This is a genomic window from Amycolatopsis nivea (assembly GCF_004522235.1).
Taxonomy (GTDB): domain Bacteria; phylum Actinomycetota; class Actinomycetes; order Mycobacteriales; family Pseudonocardiaceae; genus Amycolatopsis; species Amycolatopsis nivea.
Window position 1 is genome coordinate 160,339 of sequence record NZ_SDLT01000005.1, and the last position, 26,132, is coordinate 186,470.

22 protein-coding genes are annotated in these 26,132 nt (G+C 69.1%); 13 read left to right on the top strand and 9 right to left on the bottom strand.

The features are described from left to right. The first annotated feature begins 25 nt into the window (after positions 1-25). Positions 26-1,237 carry an acetyl-CoA C-acetyltransferase gene (locus EIZ44_RS08090; protein ID WP_037817122.1) on the top strand — a complete coding sequence of 404 codons (1,212 nt, stop codon included), beginning with the start codon at positions 26-28 and terminating at the stop codon, positions 1,235-1,237. An 8-nt stretch (positions 1,238-1,245) separates the two neighbouring features. Beyond that, positions 1,246-3,417, top strand: a complete 2,172-nt coding sequence (locus EIZ44_RS08095; protein WP_037817120.1) for a 3-hydroxyacyl-CoA dehydrogenase NAD-binding domain-containing protein — start codon at positions 1,246-1,248, stop codon at positions 3,415-3,417. A 52-nt stretch (positions 3,418-3,469) separates the two neighbouring features. Here the strand turns inward: EIZ44_RS08095 and EIZ44_RS08100 are convergent, their stop codons facing one another. Beyond that, complete coding sequence (locus tag EIZ44_RS08100) at positions 3,470-4,870, bottom strand: hypothetical protein (RefSeq protein WP_134728137.1); 1,401 nt, start codon at positions 4,868-4,870, stop codon at positions 3,470-3,472. A gap of 345 nt (positions 4,871-5,215) precedes the next feature. Between EIZ44_RS08100 and EIZ44_RS08105 the strand changes: the two genes are divergently transcribed. Genes EIZ44_RS08105 through EIZ44_RS08120 form a run of 4 tightly spaced genes read left to right on the top strand, consistent with a single transcriptional unit; the run spans position 5,216 to position 10,212 of the window. After that, complete coding sequence (locus EIZ44_RS08105; protein ID WP_240691240.1) at positions 5,216-8,044, top strand: type 1 periplasmic-binding domain-containing protein; 2,829 nt, start codon at positions 5,216-5,218, stop codon at positions 8,042-8,044. A gap of 38 nt (positions 8,045-8,082) precedes the next feature. Continuing rightward, positions 8,083-8,535, top strand: a complete 453-nt coding sequence (locus EIZ44_RS08110; protein ID WP_134728138.1) for a hypothetical protein — start codon at positions 8,083-8,085, stop codon at positions 8,533-8,535. Further along, positions 8,480-8,677 carry a DUF3761 domain-containing protein gene (locus EIZ44_RS45380; protein WP_240691241.1) on the top strand — a complete coding sequence of 66 codons (198 nt, stop codon included), beginning with the start codon at positions 8,480-8,482 and terminating at the stop codon, positions 8,675-8,677. Before EIZ44_RS08110 ends, EIZ44_RS45380 begins: the two co-directional genes overlap by 56 nt. Positions 8,678-8,733: 56 nt before the next feature. Beyond that, complete coding sequence (locus EIZ44_RS08120; protein WP_338081055.1) at positions 8,734-10,212, top strand: MFS transporter; 1,479 nt, start codon at positions 8,734-8,736, stop codon at positions 10,210-10,212. Here the strand turns inward: EIZ44_RS08120 and EIZ44_RS08125 are convergent. The 4 genes from EIZ44_RS08125 to EIZ44_RS08140 all read right to left on the bottom strand — a co-directional run bounded on the left by EIZ44_RS08125 (position 10,209) and on the right by EIZ44_RS08140 (position 15,702). Then, positions 10,209-11,771, bottom strand: coding sequence for an acetolactate synthase large subunit (locus EIZ44_RS08125; protein WP_134728140.1), 1,563 nt, complete (start codon positions 11,769-11,771; stop codon positions 10,209-10,211). The genes EIZ44_RS08120 and EIZ44_RS08125 overlap by 4 nt on opposite strands. A gap of 5 nt (positions 11,772-11,776) precedes the next feature. Beyond that, positions 11,777-13,162, bottom strand: coding sequence for an FAD-binding oxidoreductase (locus tag EIZ44_RS08130; protein WP_134728141.1), 1,386 nt, complete (start codon positions 13,160-13,162; stop codon positions 11,777-11,779). Between the two features lie 779 nt (positions 13,163-13,941). Continuing rightward, positions 13,942-14,442 carry a DUF3830 family protein gene (locus tag EIZ44_RS08135; RefSeq protein WP_037817111.1) on the bottom strand — a complete coding sequence of 167 codons (501 nt, stop codon included), beginning with the start codon at positions 14,440-14,442 and terminating at the stop codon, positions 13,942-13,944. 3 nt (positions 14,443-14,445) lie between these two features. After that, a complete protein-coding gene (locus EIZ44_RS08140) occupies positions 14,446-15,702 on the bottom strand; it encodes an aspartate aminotransferase family protein (RefSeq protein WP_037817109.1) in 1,257 nt (418 codons plus the stop codon). A 93-nt stretch (positions 15,703-15,795) separates the two neighbouring features. On the opposite strand from EIZ44_RS08140, the gene EIZ44_RS08145 reads away from it, so the two are divergent. The 4 genes from EIZ44_RS08145 (at position 15,796) to EIZ44_RS08160 (ending at position 19,403) form a co-directional block, all read left to right on the top strand. After that, positions 15,796-17,259 carry an NAD-dependent succinate-semialdehyde dehydrogenase gene (locus EIZ44_RS08145; protein WP_134669777.1) on the top strand — a complete coding sequence of 488 codons (1,464 nt, stop codon included), beginning with the start codon at positions 15,796-15,798 and terminating at the stop codon, positions 17,257-17,259. Further along, positions 17,256-18,311, top strand: a complete 1,056-nt coding sequence (locus EIZ44_RS08150) for a tartrate dehydrogenase (protein ID WP_134728142.1) — start codon at positions 17,256-17,258, stop codon at positions 18,309-18,311. Before EIZ44_RS08145 ends, EIZ44_RS08150 begins: the two co-directional genes overlap by 4 nt. A gap of 70 nt (positions 18,312-18,381) precedes the next feature. Then, positions 18,382-18,849: a DUF4262 domain-containing protein gene (locus tag EIZ44_RS08155; RefSeq protein ID WP_037817103.1), complete on the top strand. Its 468-nt coding sequence runs from the start codon at positions 18,382-18,384 to the stop codon at positions 18,847-18,849. A 53-nt stretch (positions 18,850-18,902) separates the two neighbouring features. Then, a complete protein-coding gene (locus EIZ44_RS08160; protein ID WP_134728143.1) occupies positions 18,903-19,403 on the top strand; it encodes a GNAT family N-acetyltransferase in 501 nt (166 codons plus the stop codon). Between the two features lie 299 nt (positions 19,404-19,702). On the opposite strand, the gene EIZ44_RS08165 is transcribed toward EIZ44_RS08160, so the two are convergent. From EIZ44_RS08165 to EIZ44_RS08175, 3 genes are read right to left on the bottom strand one after another with little or no spacing between them, the layout of a single operon-like run. Then, on the bottom strand, positions 19,703-20,389 hold the full coding sequence (locus EIZ44_RS08165) for a GntR family transcriptional regulator (protein ID WP_043832787.1): 687 nt from the start codon (positions 20,387-20,389) through the stop codon (positions 19,703-19,705). 3 nt (positions 20,390-20,392) lie between these two features. Beyond that, the gene (locus tag EIZ44_RS08170) at positions 20,393-21,118 is read right to left on the bottom strand and encodes a maleate cis-trans isomerase family protein (protein ID WP_043832785.1); all 726 of its coding nucleotides are present in this window, start codon (positions 21,116-21,118) and stop codon (positions 20,393-20,395) included. A 46-nt stretch (positions 21,119-21,164) separates the two neighbouring features. Continuing rightward, positions 21,165-21,905, bottom strand: a complete 741-nt coding sequence (locus EIZ44_RS08175; protein WP_037817095.1) for a maleate cis-trans isomerase family protein — start codon at positions 21,903-21,905, stop codon at positions 21,165-21,167. A gap of 162 nt (positions 21,906-22,067) precedes the next feature. Here EIZ44_RS08175 and EIZ44_RS08180 point away from each other — a divergent pair, with 162 nt between their 5' ends. The 3 genes from EIZ44_RS08180 to EIZ44_RS08190 all read left to right on the top strand — a co-directional run bounded on the left by EIZ44_RS08180 (position 22,068) and on the right by EIZ44_RS08190 (position 24,926). Further along, the gene (locus EIZ44_RS08180; RefSeq protein ID WP_439098588.1) at positions 22,068-23,015 is read left to right on the top strand and encodes a D-2-hydroxyacid dehydrogenase; all 948 of its coding nucleotides are present in this window, start codon (positions 22,068-22,070) and stop codon (positions 23,013-23,015) included. Beyond that, positions 22,997-24,379, top strand: coding sequence for an amidase (locus EIZ44_RS08185; RefSeq protein WP_037817092.1), 1,383 nt, complete (start codon positions 22,997-22,999; stop codon positions 24,377-24,379). The genes EIZ44_RS08180 and EIZ44_RS08185 overlap by 19 nt, the downstream gene beginning before the upstream one ends. Before the next feature lie 61 nt (positions 24,380-24,440). Then, positions 24,441-24,926: a MaoC family dehydratase gene (locus EIZ44_RS08190; RefSeq protein ID WP_134728144.1), complete on the top strand. Its 486-nt coding sequence runs from the start codon at positions 24,441-24,443 to the stop codon at positions 24,924-24,926. Here EIZ44_RS08190 and EIZ44_RS08195 read toward each other — a convergent pair. Next, a complete protein-coding gene (locus EIZ44_RS08195; RefSeq protein WP_134728145.1) occupies positions 24,883-26,112 on the bottom strand; it encodes an MFS transporter in 1,230 nt (409 codons plus the stop codon). The genes EIZ44_RS08190 and EIZ44_RS08195 overlap by 44 nt on opposite strands. Positions 26,113-26,132: the final 20 nt, after the last annotated feature.

The window sequence follows — 26,132 nt, forward strand, 5'->3', positions numbered from 1 at the left end:
TGCCGCTTCGCGGAGGAGTTGTTCAGTGAGTAGCGAGGCCTACATCTACGAGGCGTTGCGCACGCCCCGGGGCAAGAACAAGGGCGGTGCCCTGCACGGCACCAAGCCGGTCGACCTGGTGGTCGGCCTCATCCAGGAGCTGAAGGTCCGCCACCCGAACCTCGATCCGCAGGCGATCGACGACATCGTGCTCGGCGTCGTGTCCCCGGTGGGCGAGCAGGGCGCGGACATCGCGCGCACCGCCGCGCTCGTCGCGGGCCTGCCGCAGACCGTCGCGGGCGTGCAGCTCAACCGGTTCTGCGCGTCCGGGCTCGAGGCCACGAACGTCGCCGCGCAGAAGGTCCGCTCCGGCTGGGACCAGCTGGTCATCGCGGGCGGCGTGGAGTCGATGTCGCGCGTGCCGATGGGTTCCGACGGCGGCGCGCTGTTCATGGACCCGGCCACCGCGTACGACCACTACATCGCCCCGCAGGGCATCGGCGCGGACCTGATCGCGACGATGGAGGGCTTCTCCCGCGAGGACGTCGACGCCTTCGCGGTTCGCTCGCAGGAGAAGGCCGAGGCGGCCTGGTCCGGCGGCTACTTCGCGAAGTCCGTGGTGCCGGTCAAGGACATGAACGGCGTCACGATCCTCGACCACGACGAGCACCGTCGTCCGGGGTCCACTGTGGAGGGTCTGGCGAAGCTCAAGCCCGCCTTCACCACGATCGGCGAGATGGGCGGCTTCGACGCCGTCGCGCTCCAGAAGTACCACCAGGTCGAGAAGATCGACCACGTGCACACCGGCGGCAACTCGTCCGGCATCGTCGACGGGTCGGCCATCGTGCTGGTCGGTTCCGAGCAGGCGGGCAAGACCTTCGGCCTCACGCCGCGGGCGCGCATCGTCGCCACCGCCTCGATCGGCTCCGAGCCCACGATCATGCTGACCGGTCCGACGCCGGCCACCGAGAAGGTGCTGAAGACCGCGGGCCTGACCCCGGACGACATCGACCTGTGGGAGCTCAACGAGGCGTTCGCGTCCGTCGTGCTCAAGTGGCAGAAGGACCTGAACCTTCCGGACGAGAAGATCAACGTCAACGGCGGCGCGATCGCCATGGGCCACCCGCTCGGCGCCACCGGCGCGATGCTGGTCGGCACCGTGGTCGACGAGCTGGAGCGCCGCGAGGCGCGCCGGGCGCTGGTGACGCTGTGCATCGGCGGCGGCATGGGTGTCGCGACCATCATCGAGCGGGTGTGAGGACCGAGATGACCGAAAGCAAGACCATCCGCTGGGACAAGGATTCCGACGGCATCGTCACGCTGACCCTGGACGACCCGGACCAGTCGGCCAACACGATGAACCAGGCCTTCCGCGAGTCGCTCGCCGCGACCGTGGACCGGCTCGAGGCGGAGAAGGACGACATCACCGGTGTCGTGCTCACCTCCGCGAAGAAGACCTTCTTCGCCGGCGGCGACCTGCGCGACCTGATCCAGGCGAAGCCGGAGCACGCGGCGGAGATCACCGCGTCCAGCGGCGCGATGAAGAGCCAGATGCGCCGGCTCGAGCAGCTCGGCAAGCCGGTCGTCGCGGCCATCAACGGCGCGGCGCTCGGCGGCGGCCTCGAGATCGCGCTCGCGACGCACCACCGCATCGCGGCCGACGTCAAGGGCAGCCAGATCGGCCTGCCCGAGGTCACCCTCGGCCTGCTGCCCGGCGGCGGCGGCGTGGTCCGCACCGTGCGGCTGCTCGGCATCCAGAGCGCGCTGCTGAACGTCCTGCTGCAGGGCCAGCGGATGAAGCCGCGCAAGGCGCTGGAGATCGGCCTGGTGCACGAGGTCGTGGACACCGTCGACGAGCTGGTGCCCGCCGCGAAGGCGTGGATCAAGGCCAACCCCGAGGGCGGCGTGCAGCCGTGGGACGTCAAGGGCTACAAGATCCCGGGCGGCACCCCGTCGAACCCGAGCTTCGCGGCGAACCTGCCCGCGTTCCCGGCGAACCTGCGCAAGCAGCTCAAGGGCGCGCCGATGCCCGCGCCGCGCGCGATCCTCGCCGCCGCGATCGAGGGTTCGCAGGTCGACTTCGACACCGCGATCCAGGTCGAGACGCGCTACTTCGTGAGCCTGGCCATCGGGCAGGTCTCGAAGAACATGACCAAGGCGTTCTTCTTCGACCTGCAGACGATCAACTCCGGCGGTTCGCGTCCGGACGGGTTCGAGAAGTTCACCGCCAAGAAGGTCGGCGTGCTCGGCGCCGGGATGATGGGCGCCGCGATCGCCTACGTCTCCGCGAAGGCGGGCATCGACGTGGTCCTCAAGGACGTCTCGCAGGAGGCGGCTGACAAGGGCAAGGGCTACGCGGTCAAGCTCGAGGAGAAGGCGCTCTCGCGCGGCAAGACCACGCAGGAGAAGTCGGACGCGCTGCTGGCGCGGATCAAGCCGACCGCCGACCCGGCCGACTTCGCCGGCGTCGACTTCGTCATCGAGGCCGTGTTCGAGAGCGTCGAGCTGAAGCACAAGGTGTTCGGCGAGATCGAGAGCATCGTCAACGCGGACGCGGTGCTGGGTTCCAACACCTCGACGCTGCCGATCACCACCCTCGCCGAGGGCGTGCAGCGCACCGAGGACTTCATCGGGATCCACTTCTTCTCGCCGGTGGACAAGATGCCGCTGGTCGAGATCATCTGCGGCGAGAAGACGTCGCCCGCCACGCTGGCGAAGGTCTTCGACTACACGCTGCAGATCCGCAAGACCCCGATCGTCGTCAACGACAGCCGCGGCTTCTTCACCTCGCGGGTCATCGGCACCTTCATCAACGAGGCCGTGGCCGCGCTGGGCGAGGGCGTCGAGCCGGCGTCGATCGAGCAGGCGGGTTCGCAGGCCGGTTACCCGGCGCCGCCGCTGCAGCTGATGGACGAGCTGACCCTGACGCTGCCGCGCAAGATCCGCGCGGAAACCCGTGCCGCGATCGAGGCCGCGGGCGGCACCTGGAACGCGCACGCGTCCGAGGCCGTCATCGACACGATGCTCGACAAGTACGACCGCAAGGGCCGTTCCACCGGAGCGGGCTTCTACGAGTACGACGAGAACGGCAAGCGCACCGGTCTGTGGCCGGGCCTGCGCGAGGCGTTCAACTCGGGTTCGGCGGACGTGCCGTTCGAGGACCTCAAGGAGCGCATGCTCTTCGCCGAGGCGCTGGAAACGGTGAAGTGCTTCGACGAGGGCGTCCTGACCTCGATCGCGGACGCGAACATCGGGTCCATCTTCGGCATCGGTTTCCCGCCCTGGACCGGTGGCGTGATCCAGTACATCAACCAGTACGAGGGCGGCCTGCAGGGCTTCGTGGACCGGGCCCGCGAGCTGGCGGCGCGGTACGGCAGCCACTTCGAGCCGCCGCAGTCGCTGGTGGAGAAGGCCGCCAAGGGCGAGATTTACGAGTAAAATTTTGTGGCTGGCGGGGCTGCTCCAGGGTTTCCCGGAGCAGCCCCGTCGTTTATGCGGTGATGGGCTTGAGCTGGACGGAGTTTTCATCGCTGAGGGCGCGCAAGCCCATGACAGCACCGTCCTCGTCCATTGTCATGATTCCCTGCCAAGCGTCCCGAGCGTTGCCTTCATTCCAGTGCGCGCGGACGTCCCGTACGGTGGCTTCGTAGTCCGGGGCACCGGCACCGTTGCGCAGCACTTCGTAGAGCGGCTTGGGGAGTCCGGAGAACACCTCGACGCGCTTGCCGCGAAAGCGAAAGACATGATCGGTGCCGACGAGCTCCAGCCCGCCCAGACGCGCCTCGACGTCGCAGCGGGCCGGGGGCATGTGGTCTTCGTTGTCCTGCTTGCCCACACGGATGCCTTGCCGCTTGGTGAGCTGTCTTGCCGCGCTGGTCCGGTCTCCGGCGAAAGCCAGCAGCATCGCTGCTGAGGCTCGGACCAAAACCCTGGAAAACCATTCGTACCGGTCCTCCGCGAGATGGAAACCGAGTCGGCTTTCCTTTTCGCCGTTATCGTTCACGGTTTCAATGAACGGGGTGTACAACTCTTCCCGCTGCGGACCGGTGAGATGGGGCAGTGGATGGTTTGGGACGGCAAGGCTTAAATCAGCTTGATGACCGAGGAGGTATACCTCGACTCCGTGCGTGCCGGAGAGCGTGGTCGACGCCGCGATGCTCGGCATGCGCTGGGCTTCGCGTCCGAACGCCAGCCGATGGAACCTCGTCGCCGACCGGTACAACTGCTTGCGTTGGTGGACGGCCGTGTTGTGCAGTCCGCGGAAGTCGGCAGCAACGACCCGAAGCGGAGCGTCGGCTTTCCGGCCGACCAGAAAATAACCTGGTCGATCGGACGCAGGCTTCTGGGTTTGTTCTTTGGGGCGTGGCGCGCGCAGCGCCCAACCGGCGTCCAGAACGAGATCGGCGTCGACCGCTTGGAACCGATAACCTGGGTGCTGCTTGGACAGCGACTCCTGCGCGGCGAGCAACCCGATTGCCACCCCGACATCGGCCGATTGCGCGGTCTTTACGTGCCACCTGGCATCGTTTCCGTCCTCCGACCGCGTCAACTGGCCGTTTTCCGAACGCAGCGTGGCGAGGTAGCGAAGGCAGTTCCAGTGGTGGGCAAGGCCGCGCGAAGGGCTCTGACTGGACAGCGCGGTCGCCCGGCCGTACGCCTGCAGTATCGCCCACGGCGTAGCGCGGAAGCCGTGCGGATGGAGCTGGACCTCTTCCAGCATGGGCACTTTTTCGAAGTCTTTCTCTTCTTCGTTGGCCTTCTTCTCGTCGTCCGCCTGAAGCTGCTTGACCTCCGCTGCCATCGCACGACTAGACGAGACCGCGATCGAAGGCTGCTTGGTCAGCTCGTCGTAGGCAGCCTGGAATTGTGCGCTCTGGTTGTCGTTCTTCATGCCCACCCCTCATCGGCGACCAGGTTCCAGCTCCACCACACATGAACCAGCCTGCTCTGTCTTCCTCCGATCATGGTGATCATGAGATATTGCGAAAGGCGACGATTTGCTAGGAGTTCAGGCGTTGGATCAGTCCGATTGCCTAGTTGCGATGAGCAAATTCTACGTTTTTCGTAGCGATGATAGCGAATTGATCGATCTGTGAACAAGAGCCGGTAGCTCAGTGCAACCTCCCGTCCAGCGAACGGCTGAACCCTGGCCACCCGAACGGCCGCAAGTCGCCCGGAGCAAATCGCAAAACCCTTGGCATGGCGGCATAATTCCGGGACCCCTCCCCTGAGCCGCGTGGTTTACTTCGGCATGGACCAGACGGTGGCAGTCGCGGGGGAGCAGCTCGCGTTCGCTGGTGCGGATCGGCTCGTCAAGCTCATCGGGGCGCTTTACCAACGACCTCGAAGCGGCGACCGGCCGCGGGAATTGCTGGACGACGGGGAATGGCGTCCCGGTTATCACCGGGAGCGTGCCGGACGGCGCGGGCTGCCGATGGTGTGCCTCGTCGGCGACGCGCGTGCGGGCGTGCTCAAGGAGCTGGCGTCCCGGCTGCAGAACGCGGAACCGGCGGGCACCGTGCGTTCGGTCTATCTGCCCCTCGCCGATCGGCCGGACACCGATTCCGCCGCCGAGGCGACCAAGGAGAGCGTCGACGCCGTGCGCGACCTGCTGTGGCACGTCCGCAACAGCCTCGTCCGCAGCGGCCGCACCCGGGAAAGCCGGTTGCGGTTCCGGCTGTTCACGCTGGTCGATCAGCTCATGGCGAAGCAGTTTCCGGACGGCGACACCGATCCCGAACGCACCCTGTTGCGCGAGCTGCAGGAGAACGGCCTGCTGGTCCGCTTCCGCTCGGCCATCGACAGTGTCAGCCGCGAGCTGGTGCCGCAGCATCCGGCGTGGCGTTTTCCGTTGCTGCTGCTGCGATTGCTGACGTTCGGCACCTTCCGGCTCGCGGTCACCGGGCGCGTGCCGGGGCTGTCCGGGCGGTACCGGTGGTTCCTGCGGCAGCCGCACCTCGCACCGGAGATGTCCGGCAGTTTCGTGCGCTTCGCGCTGCGGCTCACCGACGGCGAATGGCAGAAGGAATCGCCCGAGTACGTCGCGCGGCTGCTGGTCAACGCGTTCCTGGAAGACCTGCGCCGCGAGTACCGGCTGCGGCCGTGGCAGTTCTGGCGACGGCGCCGGATGACCTATCCGGTGCTGCTGCTCGACGAGGTCGGTCCTGCGAACGGCGGTTACCGGCTGCTCCGGCTGATGAACGACGTCCGCAACCAGGTCGGCCTCTTCGACCCGCTGCTCGTGGTGAGCGCGAGCCAGGCCCCGCCGCCGGACGCCGCGCCGAGCGAGGACCGGCCGAAGTACCACGCGACCGACGCCGCCGGTGCGTACCGGGTGTGGCAGAACCGGCTCAGCGCGGACCGGCGCGCTCGCCGCCCCACCGCTTGGTACCTGCCGATCGGGCTCGACGTGCCGCAGACGGAGGCCGAGGAAACCGAGGTACGCAAGCGAATGCTGGCGCTCGGCGAGCACTACGACCTGTCCGGCGGACGCGGGCGGGCGGCGTGGTGGACGACGCGCTGGATCCGCGCCGGGGTGCCCGCGGTGGTGCTCGCGCTGGTCGCCGCGTTCGCCGTGGTGCGTTATCAGTCCGTTTTGGACAGTCACTGCGGCACGTCGAGCGAGTGGCTGACCCGGGTGGACGACCAGTGCGTCGGAGTGTCCGACGGCACCTTCACGCTGTTCTCCCCGGTCGACAAGGAGGGGACGATCCAGCAGGTCGAAGCCGTGGTCGCGGACCAGAACCGGCGGGCCGAGGAACTGCACCGGCAGCATCCGGAACGGCCGTACATCACGCTGGTCGACCTGGAGGCGCTGACGTCGTCGAACGGCACCGCCGAGGGGCTCACCGCGGAACGCGAATCGCTGGAGGGCTTCGCGGTCGCGCAGTCGCGGCAGCTCGACGCGACCGCGGCGGCCGAACCGATCGTGCGCATGCTGATCGCCAACGGCGGCAAGGGAATGCTCCAGGGTGCGCAGGTCGCGCGCACCCTGCTGGAGATGGCGAAACAGGACCCCAGCATCGTCGGCGTGGTCGGACTCGACATGAGCAGCGAGCCGACCGCCACCACGATCCGCGCACTCGGCGACGCGGGCATCCCGGTGGTCGCGGCGACTCTCACCGCCGATCAGCTGGCGGACCAGAATCCGATCTACTTCCAGGTCGCACCGCAAAACCGCCGGGAAGCCGCGGTGGCCGCGGCCTTTGCCGCCCAACGCCCCGGTCCGCGCTCGCTTCGCATCTATTACTCCGACGACGACACTGACTTCTACAGTCCCAATCTTCGCGACAATCTGCTGAAAGAGTTCAAGAGCAAGGGTTTCGCGGTCGAGGCACGCGCCTTCGTCCCGGACGAAGGGCAAAAAGCGAGGTCCGCGCATCTCCGCTACGGCGACCGGCTCGTGGGCAACGCGGGTGCCGCCGGGCGCGACAGCTGCTCCTACGACGGGTACGCGTTCTTCGCCGGCCGAGGCGTCCCCGATTTCGGAGCGTTCTTGGCTGGTGCCGCGCAATGCGGCAGCACCGCGACGATCATCGGCGACGACGACGTCGCGCGTTTCGTCGCCGACTCCGTTGCGCGAGAAGATCATCGCGCGCTGCCGTACTATTATTTCGCGCTCGCGAACGCGCCGGCCACACCGGCGAAAGGTCTCGCGCGTGACTTCTACTCCACGCTCAATGCCAAATTCTCCTTTGAACACACCGAAAAAGGCCGCTCGTTCGACGGTCACGCCGCGTTGTCCTACGACGCCGCGCTGGTGATGATCACCGCGACCGCGTACCTGCGGGAGACGTCGTCGAAAATCCCGGTCACGCCCGGTACGGTGTGGCGGGAGATCGCCGCGATCCACACCTCGCGGCCGGACGCGAACCAGATCAACAAATACATCGAGGGTGTGAGCGGAACCATCGACTACGGCGGCGACATCGGCAGGCACGTCCCACAGGACAAACCGCTCGCGGTGCTGCAGGTCCAAGGCGGAGAAGTCGACCCGGCGCTCCAGGGCTTCTGCGGCAAGTCGGTCCTGCGCGCCCCGGACCCGTGGTGTCCCGCGGACGGCTGAGCCCGCGGGCGCGTGAGACGATGCCCGCGGAGGAGCCGATGACTGCCGAAGAGCAATTGCCCGTCCTGGACGAACATCGCGTCACCGTGCCCGCCGACGCCGAGACCACCTGGCGCGCGGTCAATCAGGTCGCGGAACGCTTCTCCGGCAGGTTGGCCACCGCGTACGCCTGGGCGGTCCGCTGTGCCGATTGGAAGGCAACCGGTCCGCGTCCGCTCGCGGAAGGATCCACCGTGCCCGGCTTCCGAGTCGTGGTCGCCGAACCGCCGCACCAGCTCGCGCTTGCCGGACGACACCAGTTTTCCGAGTACCGCCTCACGTTCTGGCTCGAATCCGTCTCCGCCGCAGAGACCGTGGTCCGCGCCGAAAGCCGGGCCCGGTTCCCCGGGGTGGCCGGAGCGGGCTACCGATTGCTCGTCGTCGGAAGCGGCGGCCATGTCCTCGGCGTGCGGCGAATGCTGGCGACGATTTCCCGGCTCGCGAAGGACTGACTCGACGGTTGCGTTTCGCGTTCTCCTCGCCGCCGGGCGGCGCGACCGCGCGACCGCCCAGCGCAACGACGGCACCTACATCTACAGCCAGCACCGTTCCGGCACCTGCTCCGGTCACGGCGGCGTCAAACAATGGCTGTGAACCCGACGACCCCAGCGAGCATTGGGCCAAACGGACCAGTCCGGTAAGTCGGATCGATCACGAACCGCCCGTTCCGCGCGCCGCGCCCGGTAGCGTGCGAATCCGGTACGGCATACGGAACGGGGGACGTGGTGGCGCGGGCGGGTTCGGGGCCGATCATCGTGGTGCTCGCCTCGTGCGGGCTGGTCGCTTCGTTCATGCAGACGCTGGTCATCCCGTTGATCCCGGCGTTCCCGAGACTGCTCGACACCACGCCGACGGACGCGTCGTGGGTCGTCACCGTCACGCTGCTCGCTGCGGCGGTCTGCACGCCGGTCGCGGGGCGGCTCGGCGATCTCTACGGCAAACGCCGCGTGCTGCTCGTGAGCCTCGCGGTGCTGATCGCCGGATCCGTGGTCTCGGCGCTCACCAGTTCGCTCGCGTTGATGATCGTCGGCCGAGGGTTGCAGGGCTGCGCGATGGGCGTCATTCCGCTCGGCATCAGCATCATGCGCGACGAACTGCCGCCGGAGCGCGTGAGCGGCGCGATTTCGCTGATGAGCGCGACGCTCGGTGTCGGCGGCGCGATCGGGTTGCCGGTCGCGGCGATCGTGGCCGAGCACGCCGACTGGCACGTCCTGTTCTGGGGCGCGGCCGGGCTCGGGCTCGGGTGTGCGCTGCTGATCCTGCGGTTCGTTCCGGAATCGCCGGTCCGCACGCCCGCGCCGTTCGATTTCCTCGGCACACTCGGGTTGATCGTCGGTCTCACCAGCCTGTTGCTGCCGATCGTGAAGGGCGGCGAATGGGGCTGGGGGAGTCCGGCGACGCTCGGGTTCGCCGCGACCGCCGTGGTCGTGCTCGCGGCTTGGGGCTGGTATCAGCTGCGCCGGCGTGACCCGCTGGTCGATCTGCGCGTTTCGGCGCGGCGGCCGGTGTTGTTCACGAACCTCGCGTCGGTGCTCGTCGGCTTCGCGATGTACGCGATGTCGTTGTCGTTCCCGCAGTTGCTGCAGGCGCCTTCGGCGACCGGCTACGGACTCGGGCTCAGCATGGTCGAAGCCGGTCTGTGCCTCGCGCCGAACGGCCTGGTCATGATGGCGCTGTCCCCGGTCTCCGCGCGGCTGACCAACCGCTACGGCGCGCGCGTCACGCTCATGACCGGCGCGACCGTGATCGCGGTCGGCTACGTTTTCGCGATTTTCCTGATGGCCAACGCGGTCGAGCTGATCATCGCGTCGGTGATCATCGGGGCGGGCGTCGGCATCGCTTACGCCGCGATGCCCGCGCTGATCATGAGCGCGGTACCGGTCACCGAAACCGCGTCCGCGAACGGGCTCAACTCGCTCATGCGGTCCGTCGGCACCTCGACGTCCAGCGCCGTGATGGCCACGATGCTCGCCCATCTGACGATCACCGTCGGCTCGTTCACCGTGCCCTCGCTCGCGGGTTTCCGCGCCACGTTCGCGGTCGCCGCGGTGGCGGCGGTGGCCGGGCTGGCGTTGACCGCGGTGGTGCCGCGATTCCGTGCCGCCAGCCCGGAACTCGCCGGGGTCTAGAGCAGCGGCGGAACGGCCGCGTCGATCAGGTGCGGGCCCGGTTCGGCGACTGCGCGCCGGAACTGTTCGGCCAGCTCCTCCGCGGTCGTCGCCCGGGTCGCCGGAACGCCCATTCCCTCGGCGATCTTCACGAAATCCAGGTCCGGACGGCCGATGTCCAGCAGGTCCTTCGCGCGCGGCCCGTCGCCGGACGCGCCGACGCGCTGCAGTTCCATCCGCAGGATCGCGTACGCGTTGTTGTTGAGCACCACCGTGGTGACGTCGAGGTTCTCGCGCGCCTGCGTCCACAGCGCGGAGATCGTGTACATCGCGCTGCCGTCGGATTCGAGGTTGATCACCGGTCGCTTCGGAGCCGCGATCGCCGCGCCGACGGCCACCGGCATCCCGTAGCCGATCGCGCCGCCGGTCAGGGTCAGCACGTCGTGCCGCGGCGCGCCCGCGGTCGCGGCGGGGAGCATGAGACCGGACGTGTTCGCCTCGTCGACGATGATCGCGTTCTCCGGCAGCAGCGCGCCGATCACGTCGACCCAGTTCTGCACGGTGAGCGGACCGCTCGGCAGCTCCGGCCGTCCGGCATCCTGCAAAACCGGCTCGGTGTCCGCGGCGACCAAGGCGGCGACCGCTTCCAGCGCGGCCGGGACGTCCTGCCCGACGTTCGCGAGGACGTGGACGTCCGCGCCTTCCGGGGTCAGTTCGCTCGGCATGCCGGGGTAGGCGAAGAACGACACCGGCGCCTTCGTGCCCGCGATGATCAGGTGCTTGATCCCGTCCAGCTGGTACTTCGCCTGCTCGGCGAGATATCCCAGCCGTTCGATGTTCGGCAAGCCGGCACCGCGTTCCAGCCGCGCCGGGAACGTCTCGGCGAGCACCTTCACCCCGGTCGCGGCCGCGATCCGGCTGGCCGCGCGCAAACCGGCTTCACGGCAGGCGGACCCGCCGATCAGCAACGCCACCGGCTCACCGCTGCCGAGCACGTCCGCGATCTTCTGCACGGTTGTCGAGTCGACCGTCTGCGGCACGCGCGGCGGGATCGGCTCGCACGTTTCGCCGCCCTCGCCCCACGACGCGTCGGCGGGAAGGATCAGCGTCGCGACCCGGCCCGGGGCGTCCTGTGCCGCCGCGACCGCCGCCGCGGCGTCCGCGCCGACGTCCTTCGTGTGCCCGGACCGGCGAACCCAGCCCTCGAGCGAGCCCGCGATGGCGTCGATGTCCGACTCCAGCGGGGCGTCGTACTGCTTGTGATAGGTGGCGTGGTCGCCGATCACGTTGACCACCGGCGTGTGCGCGCGCCGCGCGTTGTGCAGGTTCGCCAGGCCGTTCCCGAGACCGGGACCGAGGTGCAGCAGTGTCGCGGCGGGCTTGCCGGCGACCCGTGCGTACCCGTCCGCGGCACCGGTCACGACGCCCTCGAACAACGCGAGCACCCCGCGCATCTCCGGTACCGAATCGAGCGCGGCGACGAAATGCATTTCCGACGTGCCGGGGTTGGAAAAGCACACGTCGACCCCGCTGTCGACGAGCGTGCGGATGAGGGACTGGGCGCCGTTGAGCGTGCTCACTGTGCTCACTTTCCGGTTTGCGCGAACAGAACGCCGGGGTTCAGGATCCCGGCCGGGTCGAAGCTTTCCTTGACCCGGCGCAGCAGATCGAGCTTCGCCGGGTCTTCGAGTTTGGCGTAGTACTTGGTCTTGGTGCGGCCGAGGCCGTGCTCGCCGGAGATCGCGCCGCCGAGTTCGTACGCGTAACCGAAGATGTCGGTCAGCAGCTGCGAGCGGGTGTCCGGGTCCTTGCAGAAGATCGCCAGGTGGACGTTGCCGTCGCCGGCGTGGCCGCAGCCGATCGCGCCGCCGCCGGCGGCCATCGCCAGCTCGCGGGCTTTGGCCAGGAACTGCGGCATCGCGGTCCGCGGCACCACCACGTCGATCACGTCGTCCGCGCCCGCGGCTTTGGCGTTCCAGAAGGCTTTTTCGCGGGCTTCGATGAGCTTGCGGGCGGCTCCGCCTTCGAGCACGTACGCGTCGATCGCGCCGAGTTCGGTGAGCAGTTCGCCGAGCGCTTCGACGTCCTCGCCGAGCCGGTCGGCCACCCGGTTTTCCAGCGCCACGGCCAGATACGCCTGGGTCCGGTCGCGGATTTCCGCCGGGACGCCCAGTTCGAGCTTGTCGTTGTAGACCATCGCGGCCATCGTCATGTTGTCGATGTACTCGAGGATCTGCGGGGCGAGACCGCTCGCGGCGATCTTCGGCACGGCCGACATCACCTGTTCGAAATCGTCGAACGGGGCCAGCACCGTCGCGCCGTGCGGCAGCCGGGGCTGCAGCTTCACGATCACCTCGGTCACCAGCGCGAGGGTGCCCTCCGAGCCGATGATCAGCTGGGTGAGGTCGTAGCCGCTGGAGATCTTCGACATCCGGCCGCCGACGCGGATGATCTCGCCGGTCGCGAGCACCGCCTGCAAACCGGAGACGTTGCCGCGGGTGATGCCGTAGCGGATCGCGCGCATCCCGCCGGCGTTGGTGCCGACGGTGCCGCCGACGCTCGCGCTCAGCTCGCCGGGATAGACGGGGTAGGTGAGGCCGTGTTCGGCGGTCTTCGCGTCGAGTTCGGCCAGCGTGACGCCCGGCTGGACGACGGCGACGTGGTTGCCGGTGTCGATCTCGAGCACCGAGTTCATCCGCTCGAACGAGACGAGCAGCCCGCCTTCGACCGGTCGCGCCGCGGCGGACAGCCCGCTGCCGGACCCGCGCGCGGTCACCGGGACGCCCTCGGCGGCGGCGATCTTCACCAGCGCGGAGACCTCTTCGGCGGTGGCGGGTTTCGCGACGTACGCCGGTTTCTGCCCCGGCGTGCTGAGCGCCTCGTCGTGCGCGTAGTCGTCGGAAATCGCGTCACCGGTCAGCAGGTTCCCCGCTCCGACGGCCCCCGCCAGCTGTGCAGCGATCTCGCTCATGCCACTCCCTCGTGCGCGCGTGCTTCGTGGCCGCAGCCTAGCCGTTCTGGTCCGAGGCTGGCCATGAATAGTTTTCACGTTAGCCGACGCGGGCACGAAAAAGGCCACGCCGCGCGCGTGGCCAGGAAGGGAGAGAACCCAAGCAGGGACCGGCCCGCGCCAACAGGCCGGCCCCTGGGTTAATCCTCGGTGCCGGTCAGACGAGCCAGCCGAGCACGTGCGCCAGGTGCGCGAGCAGACCCGAGATCAGGTCGTGGCCGTGGTGCACGTGCTGGGTGAACATCTGCATTGAGGGGCTCCTTGTTCGGATTGTTCTTCCTTGGTGCTCTCGCGAGGAGCCATCGCAGATTTCCACCGGCCCGCTCGCGGTGTCAAAACGCGGATTTCCCTGTGCTGGCAAGGGATCGGCGGCCGGGGAATCTTCCCATGTTAAACATGTAAGGCTTTCGGGTTTGCCGCCGGGGGTGCACTGTGGACTCTTCGCCACGGTTCGTAGTGAACCTTGGCTCCGATCACCCTGGGTAGCAGACGCGCACTGCGGCAACCGGGCGGCGCGGCCCCTCGAACCGGTGAACGCGAAGCCACGATTGGTGAGTTGCCGAGGTTCACACCGCCGGGTGATCATCAGGGTTGGATCCCTTGTCCGGCCGCGAATCTCGGGTCGGGTTCATGATCGCGGAGGGTTAACCTGGCTTCACTCCGGAGAGACAATCCGGCTCGATCCGGGCAAGCGAAAGGCCGGTCCCTCCGCAGTGGAGGAACCGGCCCTGGAGCGACTGTCAGTCAGCGCGAGCGAACGACAGCGTCTCGCCTTCCACGCCGCGCAGCCACAGATCCTGCGCGGCCTCGGCCATCTCGGACAGGCCCTCCTCGATCGTCGCGAACACGTTGCCGGGCACCCAGCCCGCGTCGCCGTTGATCAGCAGGTTGTTGCGGCCGTAGAAAATCGCGAGATCCGTGGCACCCTGGTCGCTGTGCGCCTCGCTGCCCTCGTCGTAGCCGTACGCGGGATTGCCGATTTCCCATGCCTCGAATCCGAAGTAGACGACGTCGCCCGGAATCGGGGTGATGGTCGGGTTCTCGCGGCCCGGCTTGGGCTCGGCGAAGGGCGGCACGAGCGTGTAGACCTCGTTGCGCGCGTACTTCGCGTGGTAGGCCGAACCGCTCTGCGGCAGCGCGTCCCACACCGCCTTGCAGGTGCGCGGTGCTTCGTCGTCGAGCAGCCGGGCGCGGCAGGTGACGCCGCGCTTGTCGAGGCTGATGGTGATGTAGCGCGCCATGCTTCAGCTCCCCGTGACCGACGTGACGACCTCGCCCCAGATGCGCAGCGCGTCGTCGACTTGTTCCGCGTTGACGACCAGCGGCGGCACCATGCGCACGACGTTCGAGTACGCGCCGCAGGTGAGCAACAGCAGTCCGCTCTTGGCAGCTGCCTGCTGTGCCGCCTGTGCGGTGGCCGTGTCCGGTTCGCCGTCCGCTGTCGTGAACTCAGTGCCCACGAGGAGCCCGAGACCGCGTACGTCGCCGATAGCCGGCGTCTTGTCCGCGATGACGCGCGCGCCCTCGAGAAGCTGACGGCCACGCTCCGCGGCGTTCTCGACCAAGCCTTCGTCCTGAATGACGTCGAGCGTCGCGATCGCCGCCGCGCACGACACGGCGTTGCCGCCGTACGTGCCGCCCTGCGACCCCGGGTACGCCTTCGCCATCAGCTCTTCCGAAGCGGCGATGCCCGACAGCGGGAAGCCGCTCGCGAGACCCTTCGCGATCAGCACGACGTCCGGGTGGACGTCGAAGTGGTCGTGGCCCCAGAACTTGCCGGTGCGGCCGAACCCGGCCTGTACCTCGTCGAGCACCAGCAGGATCCCGTGCCGGTCGGCGCGTTCGCGCAGCCCGGCCATGAACTCGGTGTTGGCCGGGACGTAGCCGCCCTCGCCGAGCACCGGCTCGATGAAGAACGCGGCCGTCTCGTTCGGCGCGGAGACGGTCTGGAAGAGATAGTCCAGCTCGCGCAAGGCGAACTTCGTCGCGGTCTCCTCGTCCCAGCCGTAGTGGTAGGCGTACGGGAACGGCGCGACGTGCACGCCGGACATCAGCGGCGAGATGCCCGCGCTGAACCGCGTGCCGGAGGTGGTCATGGTCGCGGCGGCGACCGTGCGGCCGTGGAAACCGCCCTGGAACACGATGACGTTCGGCCGCTTCGTCGCCTGCCGGGCCAGCCGCAGCGCGGCCTCGACGGCCTCGCTGCCGGAGTTCGCGTAGAAGAGCGAATCGAGCCCGGACGGCAGCACGTCGCCGAGCTTGCGGGTCAGTTCGAGCAGCGGTTTGTGCATGACTGTCGTGTACTGGCCGTGCACGAGCTTGCCGATCTGCTCGCGCGCGGCTTCGACCACGCGCGGGTGGCAGTGGCCGGTGCTGGTCACCCCGATGCCCGCGGTGAAGTCGAGATGACGTTTCCCGTCCACGTCGTAGAGGTAAACCCCTTCACCGTGGTCGACGACGACGGGCGTTGCCTGCTTGAGCAGCGGGGAAAGCTGGGCCATGCGGCGCCCTCCTGGGTGCGGGTGGAGACGGTTGTCGATTGTTGACAATATCCATAGCATGAGTTCGGGACAACAGGAACAGGAGCGAGCTGGATGAGCGGGATCACCGAGAACGGCGTCGTGAGCGCGGTCGGCAAGGAACTCTTCATCGGCGGCAAGTGGGTCTCCGCGCGCAGCGGCAAGACCTTCGACGTACAGGACCCCTCCACCGGCGAGGTGCTGTGCCAGGTTGCGGACGCCGGGCCGGAGGACGGCCTCGCGGCGCTCGACGCGGCCGTCGCGGCACAAGCCGACTGGGCCGCCGTCGCCCCTCGGGAGCGCGGCGAGATCCTGCGCCGCGCGTACGACAAGCTCATCGAGCGCCGCGACGAGCTGGCGCTGCTGATGACGCTGGAAATGGGCAAGCCGCTGGCCGAGGCCGCCGGGGAGATCACTTACGCCGCCGAGTTCTTCCGCTGGTTCGCCGAGGAAGCGGTGCGGATCGACGGCGGCTACGCGGTGGCTCCGAACGGCAACGGGCGGTTCCTGATCGCGCGCCAGCCGGTCGGCCCGACGCTGCTCATCACGCCGTGGAACTTCCCGATGGCGATGGGCACGCGCAAGATCGGCCCGGCCGTCGCCGCGGGCTGCACGATGGTCATCAAGCCCGCGGCGCAGACGCCGCTGTCGATGCTCGCGCTCACCCAGATCCTCGCCGACGCCGGACTGCCCGAAGGCGTGCTGAACGTCGTCACCACCAAGGACGCGGGCGGCGTGATGGAGCCGCTGATCCGCGACGGACGCGCGCGCAAGCTGTCCTTCACCGGCTCGACCGGGGTCGGGCGCAAGCTGCTGGAACAGTGCGCGGAGAAGGTGCTGCGCACGTCGATGGAACTGGGCGGCAACGCGCCGTTCGTCGTGTTCGACGACGCGGACCTGGACGCCGCGGTCGAGGGCGCGATGCAGGCCAAGATGCGCAACATCGGCGAGGCGTGCACCGCGGCCAACCGGTTCTACGTGCAGCGCGGCGTGGCCGAGGAGTTCTCCCGCCGGCTCACCGAGCGGATGCAGGCGCTGCCGATGGGCCGCGGCACCGACGAAGGCGTCGTGGTCGGCCCGCTCATCGACGAGGCCGCGGTGAAGAAGGTGACCGAACTGGTCAAGGACGCCACGGACAAGGGCGCGCGGGTGCTCACCGGCGGCTCGCGGGTCGACGGTCCCGGGCACTTCTACCCGGCCACTGTGCTCACGGACGTTCCGGTGGACGCCCGGCTGGCCAGCGAGGAAATCTTCGGCCCGGTCGCGCCGATCACCCCGTTCGACACCGAGGACGAGGCGGTCGAGAAGGCCAACGACACCGAATTCGGCCTGGTGTCCTACCTGTTCACCAGCGACCTGAAGCGCGCGCTGCGGGTGTCGGAACGCCTCGAGGCCGGGATGATCGGCCTCAACCAGGGCATCGTGTCCAATCCGGCGGCCCCGTTCGGCGGCGTCAAGCAGTCCGGTCTCGGCCGCGAGGGCGGCACGGTCGGCATCGAGGAATTCCTGGAGACCAAGTACATCGCGGTGAACCTGTGACCCATCGGATTGCGAGCATCCCCGGCGACGGGATCGGGGTCGACGTCACGATCGAGACGCGCCGGGTTCTCGACGCCGCCGCGGACAAGTACGGATTCTCCTTGGAATGGACCGAATTCGACTGGAGCTGCGAGCGGTACGCGAAGACCGGCGCGATGATGCCGGAGGACGGGGTCGAGCAGCTGTCGGGGTTCGACGGCATCCTGCTCGGCGCGGTCGGCTTCCCCGGCGTCGCGGACCACGTTTCGTTGTGGGGCCTGCTGATCCCGTTGCGGCGGGCGTTCCAGCAGTACGTCAACCTGCGCCCGGTGCGGCTGCTGCCGGGGACGTCCTCGGTGCTGGCCGGGCGGAAGGCCGACGAGCTGGAAATGGTGATCGTCCGGGAGAATTCCGAGGGCGAGTACTCGGAGATCGGCGGACGGCACAACGCCGGGCGGCCGGACGAGTTCGTGCTGCAGGAGTCGGTGTTCACGCGGGTCGGGGTGGAACGGATCATCCGGTACGCCTTCGAACTCGCGCGCACGCGTTCTCAGCACGTCACGTCGGCGACGAAGTCCAACGGGCTGATTCACTCGATGCCGTACTGGGACGAGATTTTCGCCGAGGTCGCGGGCCAGTACCCGGACGTCCGCGCGGAACAGTGCCATGTGGACGCTCTCGCCGCGCGGATGGTGCAGGCTCCGGACCGGCTCGACGTGGTGGTGGCGTCGAACCTGTTCGGCGACATCCTGAGCGACCTCGCGGCCGCGATCACCGGCGGACTGGGCATGGCCCCGTCCGGAAACATCAACCCATCAGGTGAGTTTCCGTCGATGTTCGAGGCGGTCCACGGCAGTGCTCCGGACATCGCCGGACAGGGCATCGCGAACCCGGTCGCACAGATCCTCGCCGCGGCGATGCTGCTGGAGCACCTCGGGGAAACCGTTGCCGCACAAGCGATCCGCGCCTCGGTCGACGAGGTGCTGACCGCGGGCGAAACGCTCACCCCCGACCTCGGCGGAACCGCTACCACAACCGCGCTCGGCACCGCGGTGGCCGCTTCGCTCCGCTGATTTTTCGTCGGTGCCGCGCGGTTGACTCTTCCCTGACCCGCCGACGGGTCCCCGAGGGGAGGAGGAGCCGATGTGCCAGAGGTGCGAGGAACCGGAAAGACCGGAGGAGCAGTACCTGATCGAGGTGCTCGACGAGATCAGGGAGCACGGCTGGTGCGTCCAGGGCGTGCTGGGAACAGGTTCCCGGCCGCCCTGGGCGTACACCGCGGGCCTGACCGTGCAGGGCCTGCCCGAGCTGGTTGTCACGGGATTGCTGCCACACCAGGCAGTGCGGCTGCTGAACGCCGCGGCCGAACACTCGCTGCACACCGGCCCGCCGGTGCCCGGGCAGCAGTGGCTGCTGCCCCGGTTGCCCCGGGTGGAAATCGTCCAGCTCAGTGCTCCGGCGGCGCACCTGGACATCGCGGTGTGCTGCTATGGCACGGGAATCGAAGCCAGACAGCTGGTGTACGCCGACCCGGCGGGCTGGTTCCCGTGGTCTCCGCAGTACAACTCCGGCCGCGGCGGACAGCCCGTGCTGGGGGTGCGTCGTGCGTGAGTTTTTGTTGCTGTTGCAGGGTTTTCCGTGCCGGCGGCCGGTAGTGTCGAAGCATGCCCGAACTGCTGGCCCCCACTGTTCGCCTGCACCGCTCGTGGCTGGAAGCGCATCGCGAATGGGGCCCGGGCTTGCACGAGGACGGCTTCGGCTTGTCCGCGTCGGATCAGGTCGATTCTCCTGCTGGCTTCGCAGCCTGGGTCGGCTCCTTGACCGCAGACCGCGGTGTGTACCGCTGGCTGGTCGAGGACGGACAGGTGCTCGGCGGAATCGCCCTGCGCGCTGGACCGGCCTCGTACGTTCGGTGGGCTGGGCACCTGGGCTTCGGCCTCCGTCCGTCCGCGCGCGGCCGTGGTCTCGCTTCTTGGGCACTGCACCAGATGCTGCCCGAAGCCCGGCGGCTGAGTTTGTCTCGCGTGCTCTTGGTGTGCGAGGGGGAGAACCTGGCGTCCGCCAAGACGATCGAACGCGCGGGCGGTGTGCTGGAGGAAACCCGTCAGACCGACCACGGGCCGGTGCGGCGGTACTGGATCACGCTGGAGTCGTCGGCGAGCTGAGCCGCATCTCCTGGTCGCCACGGCGGAGCGGTGCGGACTTAGCCATTCCGTTGCTGCTGCTCGCATTGCCCGGTCGCGCTTCCAGCTTCGTGCTGCACCGGTTCGCTCGCGAGGAACGGACCGCCGTGCGGTTCGCCACCACGGGGGCAAGCGGTCCGGTCAGGTGCGGAGACGACCGCGTCGCCATCCGCCGAGCGCGTATTACGTGTGCTCATGCGGTAATCGGGCAGCGCGGGGTGAGTGGCGTGCTCCCTGCGGTGCGAGGGCGGAGAAGCAGCCGTCCGGAAAACCCGCCCGCCTCACTCCGAAACCGCGACCCCGCCCTTCAGGCTCCGCCCCGGAAGCAACCGGCTGATCGCGTCCTCCATGTGCGCGTCCAGCAGGTGCAGCGCCGTCTCCTCGTCGTCCGACCGAAGGGCTTCGATGATCCTCGTGTGCTCCTCCAGCCGGTCCTCCACGCCCTGATACGTGCTCTGCAGCAGGGTCAGGCACATCCGCGTCTCGATCAGCAGCGTCCGGGCCATCCGCACCAGCCGTTTGCTGCCGGAGGCGTTGATCAGCGCCTCGTGGAAGCGCAGGTCAGCCTCCGACAGCGCGGCCGGATCGTCCGCGGCCGCCGCCATGTCGGCCACGTTCTGTTCCAGCATCGCCGCCACTGCCTCGCGGTCGCCGCGGAACGCGCACAGCAGGGCGGCCCGTTCGACCGCCGAGCGGGCGAGGTAGATGTCGAAGACATCCTCCGGTTCGAGGTCGATCACGAACAGGCCCCGGTGGCGTTCGCTGCGCAGCAAACCCTCGGACACGAGATGCTGCATCGCCTCGCGCAGCGGGCCGCGCGAGACCTGGAAGCGGGCGGCCAGGTCGGTTTCGCCGAGCTGGGTGCCCGGCGGCAGCGCGCCGGTCATGATCGCGTCGCGCAGCTGGCGCGCGATCACGGCGGCGGTCGATTCCCGGCTGACCGGCTCTATGTCCGGCAGTGCGACCACGGGTCAGCCCCTCGTCCGGAACAACGCGCCCAGCGAACGCACCAGCCGGGTCGTGCCGGTCAGGCGCAGGCCTTCCCACACGGTCACCTGGTTGGCGGTCAGCACCGGCTTGCCGAGCTTGGCCTCGATGTCGGTGATCTCGCCGAGCGTGCGCATCGCGGTGTCGGGCACCAGGACCGCGTCGGCGTCGGGGTGGTCGTGGCTTACCGCGAGGTCCACCACGGCCTCGGGGGCGAGCTGGCCCACCTCGGCGGCGGTGTCGATGTCGGCGCTCGACATCGAAAGCACCTCGACGCCTCCCGCGGCGAGGAAGTCCACGAACAGCCGCGCGACGTCGTCGGGGTAGCTCGCGGCCACCGCGACTCGTTGCACGCCAAGGGCTTTCGCCGCGTGCACGAAGGCGAACGACGTGCTCGAGGCCGGCACTCCGGCGGCCTTGGCGAGCTGGTCGGCCTGGTTGCGCGCGCCGTCCCAGCCGTACACGAAGCTGCCGGACGTGCACGCCCACACCACCGCTTCCGGCTGGTGTTTCGCGAGCAGCCGCGCGCCTTCGGCGAGCCGGGCTTCGCTGCCGAGGTCGAGCAGTTCCGGCACGGCGTGCAGGTCGGTGCCGTAGATGTGCGCGACCGGCAGGCTGATGTCGCCGTCGGAGCCGCCGAGAAGCTGTTCCGCGAGCGGGTAGTCGTCCTCGGCCGCGTGGTCGGGGTAGATGAAGCCGATCGTGGTCACGAAACCTCCGGGATGCGCAAATTGTCGACAATATTAGCGGGGCCGGTCAAGACACCTCCCGCAGCCACTGGCCGGGTCCCACGATGGGCAGCTGCATCCGGCGCAGGCACGCCCACATCGTCAGCTGGTTGGCGGTCAGCACGGGTTTGCCGAGCGCCTTTTCCAGCGGTTCGATCAGGTCGAACGTGGGGAGGTTGGTGCAGCTGACGAAGATCGCCTCGGCGTCGCGGTGGTCCGCGGCCAGGATCCGCTCGGCGATGGTGCGGTAGCTGACCTTCCAGATGCCGCCGCCCAGTCCGAGGTGGTCGCTGGACACCGTGGTCACGCCGACCTCGCCGAGGAAATCGTGGAGTTTGCCGGTGAGATCGGCGTCGTAGGGCGTGAGCACGGAGACCCGGTGCAGGTCGAGCTGGTGCAGCACCTCGACCAGCGCCCCGGACGTGGTGACCGCGTCGGGTGCGCCCGCGTCGCAGATCGCCTTGGTGAGGGAGCGTTCGTAGTCGATGCCGTTCACGAAGCTGCCCGAGGTGCACAGGTACGCGACCACCTCCGGCTCCACGTGCAGCACGTCGCGCGTGGCCGCGGCGAGGTGCCTGCTGTCGCTCACCAGCTGCGCCATCTCCATGCTCACCGGAACCGGTTCGTAGGGGGTGCGGGCGAGATGCAGCGACACCTCCATCGGCACCCAGCGCCACAGCTCGCGCTCGAGCGCGAGGTCGAACGGCGCGATCACGCCGATGCCGCGCTGGGCGAGCGGGCCCTCGAACGCGAGGAAGTCCAGATCCAAGGTTCAGCCTCCGGAATACGCCTGTGCCGATGCCCGTCCGGTGCTCCGGGGGTGGTCCTCGGATTGTTGACAATCATACGAGCCACTTTTACCGTGTCAATCGTGACCGCTCCGGAAAACCCCGTACTGGCAGTGCTCTGCGGGGCAGACCATCCACCGGACATGGCCGCTATCGAAGACGCGGCGGTAGTTCGTTACACCGACGAGCGCGGCCTCGCCGGTGCGCTGGCCGGGGCGGACGCGCTTTTCGTCTACGACTTCCTGTCCGGGGCCGTCCCCGGTGCCTGGCCCGCCGCGGACCGGTTGCAGTGGCTGCACATCGCGAGCGCCGGCGTCGACCCGGTGCTGTTCCCGGGGCTGCGCGAGAGCGACGTCGTGCTCACGAACTCGCGCGGGGTGTTCGACGACGCCATCGCCGAGTACGTGCTCGGCGTCGTGCTGTCGTTCGCCAAGGATTTCGCGCGTTCGCTCGACCTGCAGCGCGCCGGGACGTGGAAGCACCGCGAGACCGAGCGGATCGCCGGACGGGAGGTGCTGGTGGTCGGCACCGGACCGATCGGAAGGGCCATCGCGCGGATGCTGCGCGCGGCCGGGATGCGCGTGTCCGGGGCGGGGCGGCGGGCCCGGGTCGGGGATCCGGATTTCGGCGTCGTGCGCGAATCCGCCGGGCTGACGGGGTATCTGCCCGAGTTCGACTACGTCGTCGCGGTCGCGCCGCTCACCGACCAGACCAAGGGCATGTTCGACGCCGCCGCGTTCGCCGCGATGAAACCGTCCGCGCGGTTCGTCAACGTGGGGCGCGGCGAACTGGTGGTCACGTCCGATCTGATCGCGGCGCTGCAGGCGGGGGAGATCGCCGGCGCCGCGCTCGACGTCTTCGAAACCGAGCCGCTGCCCGCCGAGAGTCCACTGTGGACCATGCCGGACGTTCTGCTGTCCCCGCACATGTCGGGGGACTTCCTCGGCTGGCGGCGGACGCTGGTAGAGGTGTTCGCCGGGAACTTCCGGCGCTGGCTCGCCGGGGAACCGCTCTGGAACGTCGTGGACAAACGGCTCGGCTACGTGCCGTCCGAATCGCAGGGAGGCGCCGGATGGGCGACCGGGAATTGACCGCCAGCGAACTCGTCGCCGCCTACGCCACCGGCGAACTGTCGCCGGTCGAGGCGACCAAGAGCGCCCTGCAGAACATCGAGGACCGCGACGGCGAGGTCAACGCCTACTGCCTCGTCGACGCCGAGCGCGCGCTGGAGCAGGCGAAAGCGGCGGAGGCGCGCTGGCGCGACGGGAATCCGATCGGCGCGCTCGACGGCGTCCCGGCGTCGATCAAGGACATCTTCCTCACCCAGGGCTGGCCGACGCTGCGCGGTTCCACGAGCATCCCGGCCGACCAGCCGTGGGAGGTCGACAGCCCGGTGATGGCGCGGATGCGCGAGGCGGGCCTGGTCGTGCTGGGCAAGACCACCACGCCGGAGATCGCCTGGAAGGGCGTCACCGACAGCGCGCTCGCGGGCATCACGCGCAATCCGGTGAACCCGCGGATGACGGCGGGCGGGTCCAGCGGCGGCAGCGCGGCCGCGGTCGCGGCGGCGATGGGCGAATTGTCCGTCGGCACCGACGGCGGCGGCTCGATCCGGATTCCCGCGTCGTTCTGCGGGATCGTCGGCATGAAGCCGACGCACGGCCGGGTCCCGCTGTTCCCGGCGAGCCCGTTCGGCCCGCTCGCGCACGCCGGGCCGATGGCGCGTTGCGTGGACGACACGGCGTTGCTGCTGGACGTCCTCGCGCTGCCGGACCACCGCGATCCGACCGGGCTCGCGCCGCCGATCAGCGCGTACCGCGAGGCAGTGCGGCGCGACGTGCGCGGGCTCATCGCCGCGTACTCGCCGACGCTCGGTTTCGCCGACGTGGACCCGGAAGTCGCGGCGATCGTCCAGTCCGCGGTGCAGTCCCTCGCCGACGCCGGACTGCAGGTGGAGCAGGCCGACCCCGGATTCGCCGACCCGAAGGACGCCTTCGACGTGCTGTGGTCCGCGGGCGCGGCGAAGTCCCTCGAAGCGTTCCCGCCGGGCAGCGAGTCGCGGATCGACCCGGGCCTGCTCCGCGTGTGGGAACAGGGCCGCACCTATTCCGCGGGCGACTACCTCGACGCCACCGCGGAACGCGCCGCGCTCGGCATCCTGATGGGCGAGTTCCACACCCGCTACGACGTGCTGCTCACGCCGACCGTCCCGATCCCGCCGTTCGAGGCCGGCCACGACGTGCCGCCGGGCAGCGGGATGACCGAATGGCCGGAGTGGACGCCGTTCACGTATCCGTTCAACATGACGCAGCAGCCCGCGATCAGCGTCCCGGCCGGGCGCACCGAATCGGGCCTTCCGGTGGGTCTGCAGATCGTCGGCCCCCGGCATTCGGACGACCTGGTGCTGGCGGTGGCGAAGCTGCTCGAGGAGGTCCGGCCCTGGGCCGCGCCGTGACGTCCGCTGGGGAGACTCTCGGCACGTTTCGCCGGTGACGAGCTGTGGCAGGCTGTCCCGCATGACCGAGTTCACCGTGCCCATCGACGACCGCTGGTTCGAGGACTACCCCGAGGGATCGGTGTACGAGTTCGGCGACACGACGGTCACCGAGGCGGAGATCGTCGAGTTCGCCGAAAAGTACGACCCGCAGAGCTTCCACGTCGACCCGGTGGCGGCGAAGGAGGGCCCGTTCGGCGGGCTGATCGCGAGCGGCTGGCACACGTCGAGCCTGATGATGCGGATGTTCGCCGACCACTACCTGTCGTCGGTCGCGAGCCTCGGCAGCCCCGGCGTCGACGAACTGCGCTGGCCGCGTCCGGTGCGGCCGGGGGACCGGCTGCGGATGCGGGCGACCGTCACCGAGGCGCGGCTGTCGAAGTCGAAGCCCGACCGCGGTCTCGTGCGCACCAAGATGGAACTGTTCAACGGCGACGACGAGCTGGTGTTCAGCGCGAGCGCGGTCAACTTCCTGTCGGTGCGACCGGTGCCGCCTGCCGGTTCGTGAGCTGCCGGATCTCCCGGCTGCACAGCGCGAGCCCGGTGGCTACGACGACCAGCACCCCGCACGTGACGAGCACCGTTTCGCGGCCGAAGTGCTGCACGAGGGGACCCGCCGCGATCTGCCCGAGCGGCATCGCGGCGATCGACCCCAGCATGTCGTAGGAATACACGCGGGCGAGCCGGTCCGGCGGGACGTGTTCCTGCAGCGAAACGTCCCAGGCGACGCTGAACTGCTCCATCGCCAGCCCGGCCACCAGCATCGCGATCAGCGCCGGGACGAGCGACGGCCACCAGCCGAGCGTCAGTGCCGGCAGCGCGTCCATCGTCACCAGAGCCACCCCGATGAACAAGGCGTGCCGCGGTTGCCAATGCGCGGCGACGAGCCCGCCGAGCAGCGCGCCCGCGGTCTGCATCGCCATTGCCAGTCCCCACCCGGACCGCCCGAACGTCTCGTCCGCCACCACCGGCCCGATGACCGTGAGCGCGCCGAACCCGGCCGCGTTGACGACGGCGAACTGCGCCACCACCGCCCACACCCAGGTACGGGACCGGAATTCGTGCCATCCGGCGATCAGATCGGCGATCGGCCTGCTGCCCGGCGCTCGTTCGGCGCGCGGCAGCCGGACCGCGTGGTAGGCGAGCGCGGCGGCGAAGAACAGCAGCGCGTTGACCGCCAGCGCCCAGCCGGATCCGACCGCCGCCACCGCGACCCCGGCGACTCCGGCCCCGGCGATGCGACCGCCGTTGACCAGCAGCCGCAGCAGCGCGTTCGACGGGGCCAGCAGGTCGCGCGGCACGGTCTGCGGGGTGATCGCCGCCGCGGCGGGCAGCGACATCGCCGAGACCGCGCCGTTGACCACGCTCAGCGAGATCAGGAACGGGACCGAGGAGAATCCACAAAGGACACTCGCGGCGATCAGCGCCTGGCTGAGCCCCGCCGCGATCTCGGTGCCCTGGAGGATCACCGCGCGCGGCAGCCGGTCCGCGAGCACGCCGCCGAAAAGCAGCAGCAGCACGTTCGCGAGCGACCGCGCCCCGACGACCAGCCCGAGATCGACCGCCGACCCGGTGCGGTCGAGCACCGCGAACGCGAGCGCGACCGGAGCGACCGAATTGCCGAAGGTGCCGAGCGTCCGCCCGGCGGCGAGGGCACGGAAACTGCGGTGCCGCAACGGCTCCAGGAGGCTCACCGGCCGAGCCTCCCGCGGCT